Origin of the sequence: uncultured Gemella sp. (genome assembly GCF_963525165.1) — a bacterium.
In the GTDB taxonomy this organism is placed as follows: Bacteria; Bacillota; Bacilli; order Staphylococcales; family Gemellaceae; genus Gemella.
The window spans coordinates 55,841-64,538 of sequence record NZ_CAURJN010000008.1; the positions used below are offsets into that span (position 1 = coordinate 55,841).

Consider the following 8,698-nt stretch of genomic DNA (forward strand, 5'->3'; position numbering starts at 1 on the left):
CTCTTTATTATTTCAATTTCAATCCAGCTAAACCTGCCAAAGCATTGTTTTCTAATTTTTCTTGTTTCATGTATTTTTTCATGTCTACACGACTTGCTTTGTCTTTTTTACTAGATTTAATTCGTTTATCAACTTCTTTTTGTTTTAATGAATTACCACATTGACAACGATAAGTAGCATTTTCACCATTACCAAATAATGTCATCTTCTTATGGCAATTATCACAACGAAGATTTGTTAATCTACTAATGACCTTGCGATTGCGACAGCTTGGATTAGAACATTTTAGCATTTTAGTACCTTTTTTATCTACTTCAAGCATAAAACTATCACATTCTTCACATTTCTTTCCACTAATGTTATCGTGTTTAAATCTATCTTCACTATCTTTAATTTCCGCAATACATGATTTAGTATAATCTTTAACATCATTTAAAAACTTATCTTTTGAAAGTTTGTTCCTAGCGATATTATCTAATTGTTTCTCCCAAACAGCAGTTAAAGATGGACTCTTAAGATTTTTTGGAACTAGATTCAATAACTGCTTCGCTTTGTTTGTAGTTTTGATTCGACCACTATCTAAAACTAAGTAATCATTTGTAAATAATTTCTCTAATATATCTGCACGTGTTGCTACAGTACCTATTCCATTAGTCTCCTTAAGAATCTTTCTTTCATTCTCATCCTCAACAAACTCAAATGGATTCTCCATAGCATAAATTAGCGTACCTTCAGTATAGTAACTTGGTGGAGTTGTTTGCTTTTTATTATAAACTAATGCTTCAAATTTGTGACTACCATTTTGAAGATTTATAGTTTTATCCTGTAATTCTTCTCGACTTAATTCTTTATATCCTTCTTGAATCGCTTTTAATCCTTTGGCAGAAAATACTTTATTTTCAATATTAAACGAATACGTAGTCTCTTCGTATTTATACTCTGGTAATAAATTCTCTAAAAATCTCTTCGCTACTAAATTATATATTTTAGTCTCCATATCTGACATCGACATGTAATTAGGTCTTTGCTCTGTTGGAATAATAGCGTGGTGATCGCTAACTTTTGCATTGTTAATAATTTTCTTAGTATTATAATCTTTTACTTTAAGTAATTTTGCAGTAGTTTCTCTAAAATCTCCACCGATAGCTTGAATACGATCTTTTAGAGTATTTTTCATATCACTAGTTAAATATCTACTGTCCGTTCTTGGATATGTTAATACCTTATGTCTCTCATACAAACTTTGAACAATATTTAACGTTTGTTTCGGTGACATACCGAATAACGCACTAGCAGTTTGTTGAATATCAGTTAGATTGTATAAAGGTTTGGCTGATGAAGTTTTAGCTTTCTTCTGAACCTCATTGAATTTAATTTCTTTATTGATATTCTTTTTAATAAATTGTTCTGCTTTTTCCAGATTAAACTCACTATTACCACAACTGAATTTCACGCCGTCGATTTGCGCCTCAAAAGTATAATAGTCTTTTGGTTTAAACTGTTTAATCTTTTCTTCTCTTTCAAAAACCATCTGCAATGTTGGAGTTTGAACACGACCACAGTTAAGTGATGCATTATACTTTAATGTTAACGCTCTTGATGCATTAATACCAACTAACCAGTCAGCATTAGCACGTGCTATACCAGAATGATATAAGCCAAGATACTCTTTACCATCTTTTAAATTTCTAAAACCATCTTTAATCGCCTTATCAGTTACAGATGAGATCCAAAGTCTTTTTACATTTTTATTGCATTTCGCCTTATCGATAATATAACGAGCAACAAGCTCCCCTTCACGACCTGCATCAGTCGCAATGATAACTTCATTAACATCTTTCCTGTTCAAAGCATTTTCAACTACTTTATACTGTTTAAAAGTTTTCTTAATTATTTCTGTTTTCATAAACTTTGGAATCATCGGTAAATTCTCTAAATTTACATTATTAAATTCCTTATATCTATCAGGTGTTTGAAGGGTAATTAAATGCCCAAGCGCCCAAGTAACTACATACTTATCCCCTTCAAGACAACCATTTTTATTATTTTTCGCACCAAGATTCCTCGCAATATCACGAGCAACCGAAGGCTTTTCACAAAGTACTACACTTTTCATCAATAAATTCCTCTCATATATATTCTTCACTACAATAATTATTATAATAGAAATAGTTTAAAATAACTAGTAAAATTAGAAAGTTGATACATACTGCATTGATTATAAATGTAAAAACCAGTCTCAATTGATTTTCAACTAATACAAAGTTACATCAAAAATTTCTTCTAAATCAAATTCAATTATTGTAGGAGGCACTCCTATTTCATAATAACCATATAACTTTAGATTTTCTTTAGCTTTTTCTTCATTCAGTATTCTTAAATTTCTAGATTTCAATAATTCTATTTGACTATCTATATTATTAAATTTTTTCATAATCTTATTCCCCACTCACTTTAACATGCAAAAAAGCCCCTGTATAGACAAGAGCTTTTAGGTAGGACGAACCACGTCCATTTCTTTATTAACTCCATTATATAATATATCTATACACCTGTCAATGATTCACCTTTAAAACTGTAAAATATATATCTTAATAGATTTTCATTTTAAAACATTTCATATATATTATAATTGATTATCTTTAATATAACTAATAAAATAAATAATCACTATCAATTTCTTTATACTTTAGTTGTAAATTCATGCAGATATATATTATAATTTAAATAACAACTAAGGAGGATTATTCTATGAAACTTTATTTAGCAGGTGCACTATTTAACGAAGCTGAAATAGCTCAACGTTTAAAAGAAGGAAAATTATTAAAAGAAAAATTTGGAGAAAGATTATCTGTCTTTAATCCGATAGAACAACCTTTTAACGAAGATAAACAAACATTACCAACACCCGAAGATATTTTTAACGGAGACACTCACGCTGTAGAAAATTGTGATATCTTCTTAGCTGATGTTACAAATGAAGATAGTGGTGTAATGGTCGAGTTAGGGATTGCAATTGCACTTAAGAAAAAAATTATCGCTATAAATTCAGATATTCGCTTAAAATCAGCAAACAAATATGATATTCCAAGTTATGCAATGAATCATTACGTTCTTGGGGGAATTTTAAAACACGGAACTCTTGTTTATAGCTTTGAAGAAGCACTAAACGAACTTGATAAACTATTTTGTTTAAAAAATCACTTATAATTAATAAAATAAGCGAGATTAACTTGAGAATTTTGATTTAAAACAATCAATTTCTAAAGCCAATCTCGCTTTTACTTATTTAACTTTTAACTTTTTATCTTTCAACTCTAATACTACATCAGCAGCACTCGCTAATTGATTACTATGAGTAACAACTATAACACATTTATTGTTTTCTACAGCTACCTTTTTCAAGATTTCGATTATCTCTTCGGCAGTATTTTCGTCTAAGTTCCCTGTAGGTTCGTCAGCTAGAATTATAGGTGCTTCAGATACTAATGCTCTTGCAATAGCTACACGTTGTTGCTGCCCTCCAGAAAGCTTCATAACATTTCGATTAACATGTTCTTCTTCTAATCCAAGTTTTAATAGAATATCCTTACTTGCATTTTTTGAAACAAGTTTTAGATTTTCTAATGGAGTCAGATAATCAATTAAATTATAATTTTGAAACACTAAAGAAATATCTTTACGTCTATGTTCACTATAACCTATTTTTTCAATATTTGTATTATTGAATAATATCTCTCCACTTGAAGGGCTATCTAATCCCGCTAATAACGATAGTAAAGTTGATTTCCCTGCTCCTGACTTACCTACTATCGCATAAAACTTCCCTACTTCAAAATTATAAGTAATTCCACTTAAAACTTTTGACTTACTATTATCATATAAGTAACTTACATTTTTCAATTTAAAAATCGACATCTCTTATTCCTCACTAATTAATATTCGTTAAAATTTTCTTCGGTTTCATCTTCAAGATTGGTAATAACGCCACAACTACTGAAATAATCACTATAGCTATCATTACTATAACTAAATTAACAATATCTATTCCATTAACAGACATCTTCATTAATTCATCAGCTATTGATTTTGGTAGTTCCTCAGAAAAAATACTTCCCACATTGCTAGCTAAATACTTGATAGTCGCTATCTCTATACCAAGTGCAGTCATTAGACTAAATATTGTTACCAATAATACCTCAACTATAAATTGTAACACCAGGTTTACTTTACTAGTTCCTAACGACAGTAAAATTCCAATTTCGTAAGTTCTTTCACGAACCCAAAACATTAATATTAATGATAGTATAACTACTCCAACTATAACACTACCTATTCTTATCATATTAGTTATTTTTGTTATACTCTCTACTGATGATGTAATAAGCTCATAATTTTTATTAGATTTAGATACCATTAAGTTATTTAGTCCTAAATCCTCAACACTTTTAATTACATCCTCTAACTTAGTTGGATCTTCAACTCCATATTCTACTGAAGTGACTTTATTATTAGCTATTAAATTTGATAATTCTTGACTTGATTTATAATCAGTATAAACTGTATTTTCAATAAAATCTGAGCTTAAGCCATTAAAGGTATTAGTCTTTTCACCAGAGTAGATTCCAACAACTTCCAATTCTAAAATTTTATCTTCTTGTAATAATTTTATTTTATCACCCAAATTAACATTATTTAATTGGGCAAATTTTTCGTGAATCATGATTTTATTCTTATCATTTTCTTCAATATGTCTTCCCTTTTCCAATTTTAAAACTTCACTCTTAAAATCAATATTACTTTTAGAAGCGGTAATACCATTCAACATTACTAAATTACTATTATTTTTTATTTCATCATTTAAAGTAATATTTTGATTTTCTTGGACTACCTTTTTTCCTTCAACAGTAACTGGTTTTAAAAAAATATAATTTTTCGTAGTTATTCCTTTTAATTCTTCAATTTTTTTCAAAGTATCCTTTTCTATTTCTCTATTGGATTTATCTACACTTTCAACATTAAATCCAAAATTAACATCTTTATATAAATTTTTAGAAATATTATTTACCGTAGTATTCAAAACACTATCACTTAATAAGAAAAATGATATCAGTGTCACTATTAAAAACAAAATACTACTTCTAACTTTTTTTCTAATAATATAAAGATATGCCCTATTAAAAATACTCATCGATTTCTCCTTACATTAATTAATATCAGATAATAAATCTTTAGGTTTTCTATATGCTAATCTGCTAGAAGCAATCCCTACAGCAATGACAATTATTGCTACACCGACAAGTACCACTATCAGCATATTATCCATACTAACACTTACATCTAACGCAGTAATAATTTTATTTGCACCCTCTACCTCAGCATTAGCCCCTAGATTAACTCCATTAGCTTGATTTGAAATAGTTTTACTTACAGATTTAATAGATTGTTGTAGTATCTGATTTCCGATATTTTGACTAATTGCACTTCCTACGAAATATGAAGCAATAAAGCTTGGAATACTAATTAATAAAACCTCAAGAATAAATTGTCCTATGATACTCGCTTTAGTCATACCAATCGCTAAACTTACACCGATTTCTTTTCTTCTACTATTTATCCATAAGAATAATATTAGCGACAGAATCACTATACTAAAGACTATTGTACTTATGAATACACCATTAGTTAGACTATAAATTGTGTCTAATGATTGTTGAAGAGCTGGGAAGTTTTGATTACTTTTAACTAACATATACTGTTTCCAATTAATAGGAAGCTTTTTAGCATCATTTATAATACTATCAACTTTATCTTTTCCATCAACTAGGAATGTTGCATCTTGATAAATTTCTTTACCATCTTCATAGTTGTATAAAGTTTTTGTTGTTTGAGTATCAGCTATAAAAATATTATCATAAAGTTCCATATGACTAGACGTAGCACCTTTATTCTGACCTCCAAAAATACCAACTACAGTAACTTCAACTTCTTTATCAGATTTTTTCTCATTATCTGCGTCATTTGGATTACCTTTTAATTTAATCTTATCTCCAACTTTAACTTTATTCTTCTTAGCGAAACCTTCATGGATTAGAACAGAATTTTTATCATTATCAGTTAAATGGCGTCCCTCTTGTAATTTTAACGTCTCTGCAGAGAATCTATCATCTAATGAAGAATCATTAGTTCCAGTTACGATAACCGTTTTAGAGAAAAGTTGTCTTTGCTTATTGTTTTTCTCTTCTTGTTGATGATTCGCAAGTTTTAAAGGCTCTAAGTCAATTAGATCCGCACTCACGTTCATTCTTTTGATATATTTCTTCACTCCTGGAAGATTTTTTATCTTCTCAATATCCTCTCCTATTAAGTTACCAGCTCCTCTGGCAGTCCCTTGATTTGTCTTTCTATTTATCTCCATAGAAAAACTACTCGTTATATTTTGAAAAGTCTCTTTTGATAAAGCATCAGTTGATTTTTTAATTGATATAGTACTTAAAATTAATGATGACATAGTAGCTAATATCAAAAATATAACAAATGATTTAAAACTTTTTCTGGTTATATATAACCATGCCTTTTTTAAAATCGACATTATTTACACCTCTTTTATTTATTTTTATGTAAATAGTATTAATAACTATTATCATGTTATAATTATATGATAACGTTTTTACTTAAAATATAACTTATATATTTTAAATAAATTTAAAAAAATATTTCTAATCTTATAAACAAAAAAGTTCAAAACATCAATGGTTTTCCCCTCATGTTTTGAACTTTATTATTTTATAACTATATTTTATATTGAAAATTGATTACTAAAACTCAAAATCAATTCCTGTTTTATTACGTTCATAAAAACTTCGAACTAAGCTATCTCTAATATGTATATCTGATTGCATATTATACAACTCAATTTGAGCATCAATAATGCGAATACACTTATTGGCTAATTCTACCCCTTCAGGTTTGTTTAGTTTCAATTGCATTTGAGCTAATATAAAGAAAAAGGCATTTGCATGAAAATTAAAGTGTGTCAACTTATAGTAATTACTCTTTAACAATTCTATTGCTTTAAGACATTTACCCTCTGCTTCTTCTACATAACCCCTTCTAGACAATAACGCTATAGCACTATGCAAAGTAAGCAATGCCCTTTCCCCTTTATCAACAGAAAACATATCGCCGACACCAACAGGCTTTAAATTCTCATCAATAATTCTACGAATAAATTCAATAGAAATCTGATCTTCTCCCAAAACTCTCAACATTAAAGCCAATGTCAGTAGTTCATTTTTTGTATGTTTTTCTAAGTTTTGAAGATAGTCTAAAACAATTTTTCTATTTTCCGTTATAATTTTAGGAATCATTTTTTCTTGGAAGAGTCCTAAATATTGTTCAATATATAAGCGCGTTGTCATAGAAATATTATCGCCTTCCAGAATTTTAATAGCCAGAGTTTTGACAGCTGAATAATTCCCCGCATTTTCCAACGCATTAGCCTCTTTTAAAAATCCTGATTGATCTACTTCAATAAGAGGTAAATACTCAGAAAAATAATCTTGATAACATATACCAATATTTCTCAATAATTGTTCAAAAACCTCTAACGATACGCTAGTCTCATCAGCTTCAAATCTAATAAGAGTTCTTGCTGATATAGCATTTCCAGCCGCATCTTTCAATTTGATTCTACGCTCTTCTCTAATTTTTTTAAAGATTTTTCCATGTATATTCTTATCGTCCATTTAAGTATCCGCCTCCTAAATTAGTCTTGTTATAATTATAACATAAATCATACAACTAATGTTGAAATACATTTTATTTTTTCATGATATTATGTCGACTTGGGGTTGAGCCAAAAGGTCTAAATTTAAAAAAGTGTATATGATAACTCATAGATGCAGTGGTTTATTGATATCTAAATTCGTTTTATAAAAACTTTTTAGATATCTAATAAGCTATGTGGGGGGAACTCAACAATATCTTGTTTCTACGAAATCACGATTTTGTCGAGTCACCTCCATGATGCTTCAACCGTAATCTATTATAGATCTTTTTTCTGAAAAATAAAAAAAGAGTAACTGACAACACAACACAACACAGTTACTCTTTTTTATATGCCTATATATTTCGCCGAATAATAATATAATTTAGTTTATAAACTTCAAAATCAATATTTTTTCATCATTTATTTACTTAATTGTATTTAGGTACATAATACATTTTTTCTCCAATTTTGTTAATTTAAATCTATTTAAACACTTTTTCAAACAAATTTAAAATACGAGTCAACAAAATTACTTTTTATAAACTTTTTCTTCTTCTCTATAAAACATTGATTATAGCCACATTTTCCCTAGAATATCCATGTTAACGAAAAAACAACCAAAAGTGCTAACATGATATTTCAATTGTTTTGTAGCGAATAATAAGTACGGACTCTTATAGACAATTATCATTATATCATCAATTTTACATAAAATAACGAATTGTGATATAATTGTCACTTTTCGATATTTTAATAGTTATATTTAAGAAGAAGTGACATAGGTGACACTATTTTTACTAAAACACTGAACGTTCGGTTTTCAGGGGAAACATACGAGTAAAAACGTTAATCTCACCATTGCTTTTATAAATGGGTCTCCAAAATTTAGGACTGATGAGAAGGGTCATGAGCTTAAAGCTCATGATT

Annotated in this window: 7 protein-coding genes; 1 reads left to right on the top strand and 6 read right to left on the bottom strand. The window is 28.6% G+C overall.

Translation table 11 applies throughout. The features are described 5' to 3' along the window. Positions 1-7: 7 nt before the first annotated feature. Positions 8-2,116 (bottom strand): DNA topoisomerase III, encoded by a 2,109-nt coding sequence (locus RWQ74_RS02830; protein WP_314396605.1) that lies wholly within the window; start codon positions 2,114-2,116, stop codon positions 8-10. A gap of 138 nt (positions 2,117-2,254) precedes the next feature. Beyond that, a complete protein-coding gene (locus RWQ74_RS02835) occupies positions 2,255-2,434 on the bottom strand; it encodes a hypothetical protein (RefSeq protein ID WP_314396606.1) in 180 nt (59 codons plus the stop codon). A 317-nt stretch (positions 2,435-2,751) separates the two neighbouring features. Between RWQ74_RS02835 and RWQ74_RS02840 the strand changes: the two genes are divergently transcribed. Next, positions 2,752-3,210 (top strand): nucleoside 2-deoxyribosyltransferase, encoded by a 459-nt coding sequence (locus tag RWQ74_RS02840; protein WP_314396608.1) that lies wholly within the window; start codon positions 2,752-2,754, stop codon positions 3,208-3,210. 75 nt (positions 3,211-3,285) lie between these two features. Here the strand turns inward: RWQ74_RS02840 and RWQ74_RS02845 are convergent, their stop codons facing one another. The 4 genes from RWQ74_RS02845 to RWQ74_RS02860 form a co-directional block, all read right to left on the bottom strand. Further along, positions 3,286-3,918, bottom strand: a complete 633-nt coding sequence (locus tag RWQ74_RS02845) for an ABC transporter ATP-binding protein (RefSeq protein WP_314396610.1) — start codon at positions 3,916-3,918, stop codon at positions 3,286-3,288. Between the two features lie 13 nt (positions 3,919-3,931). Continuing rightward, a complete protein-coding gene (locus RWQ74_RS02850; RefSeq protein ID WP_314396612.1) occupies positions 3,932-5,191 on the bottom strand; it encodes an FtsX-like permease family protein in 1,260 nt (419 codons plus the stop codon). 15 nt (positions 5,192-5,206) lie between these two features. Next, positions 5,207-6,592 (bottom strand): ABC transporter permease, encoded by a 1,386-nt coding sequence (locus RWQ74_RS02855; RefSeq protein ID WP_314396614.1) that lies wholly within the window; start codon positions 6,590-6,592, stop codon positions 5,207-5,209. Positions 6,593-6,818: 226 nt separating this feature from the next. Then, a complete protein-coding gene (locus RWQ74_RS02860) occupies positions 6,819-7,748 on the bottom strand; it encodes an XRE family transcriptional regulator (protein WP_314396617.1) in 930 nt (309 codons plus the stop codon). Positions 7,749-8,698: the final 950 nt, after the last annotated feature.

Excerpts from the sequence above, each read along its gene's own strand:
- RWQ74_RS02830 (WP_314396605.1), bottom strand. The coding sequence starts at position 2,116 with ATGAAAAGTGTAGTACTTTGTGAAAAGCCTTCGGTTGCTCGTGATATT.
- RWQ74_RS02835 (WP_314396606.1), bottom strand. The coding sequence starts at position 2,434 with ATGAAAAAATTTAATAATATAGATAGTCAAATAGAATTATTGAAATCT.
- RWQ74_RS02840 (WP_314396608.1), top strand. The coding sequence starts at position 2,752 with ATGAAACTTTATTTAGCAGGTGCACTATTTAACGAAGCTGAAATAGCT.
- RWQ74_RS02845 (WP_314396610.1), bottom strand. The coding sequence starts at position 3,918 with ATGTCGATTTTTAAATTGAAAAATGTAAGTTACTTATATGATAATAGT.
- RWQ74_RS02850 (WP_314396612.1), bottom strand. The coding sequence starts at position 5,191 with ATGAGTATTTTTAATAGGGCATATCTTTATATTATTAGAAAAAAAGTT.
- RWQ74_RS02855 (WP_314396614.1), bottom strand. The coding sequence starts at position 6,592 with ATGTCGATTTTAAAAAAGGCATGGTTATATATAACCAGAAAAAGTTTT.
- RWQ74_RS02860 (WP_314396617.1), bottom strand. The coding sequence starts at position 7,748 with ATGGACGATAAGAATATACATGGAAAAATCTTTAAAAAAATTAGAGAA.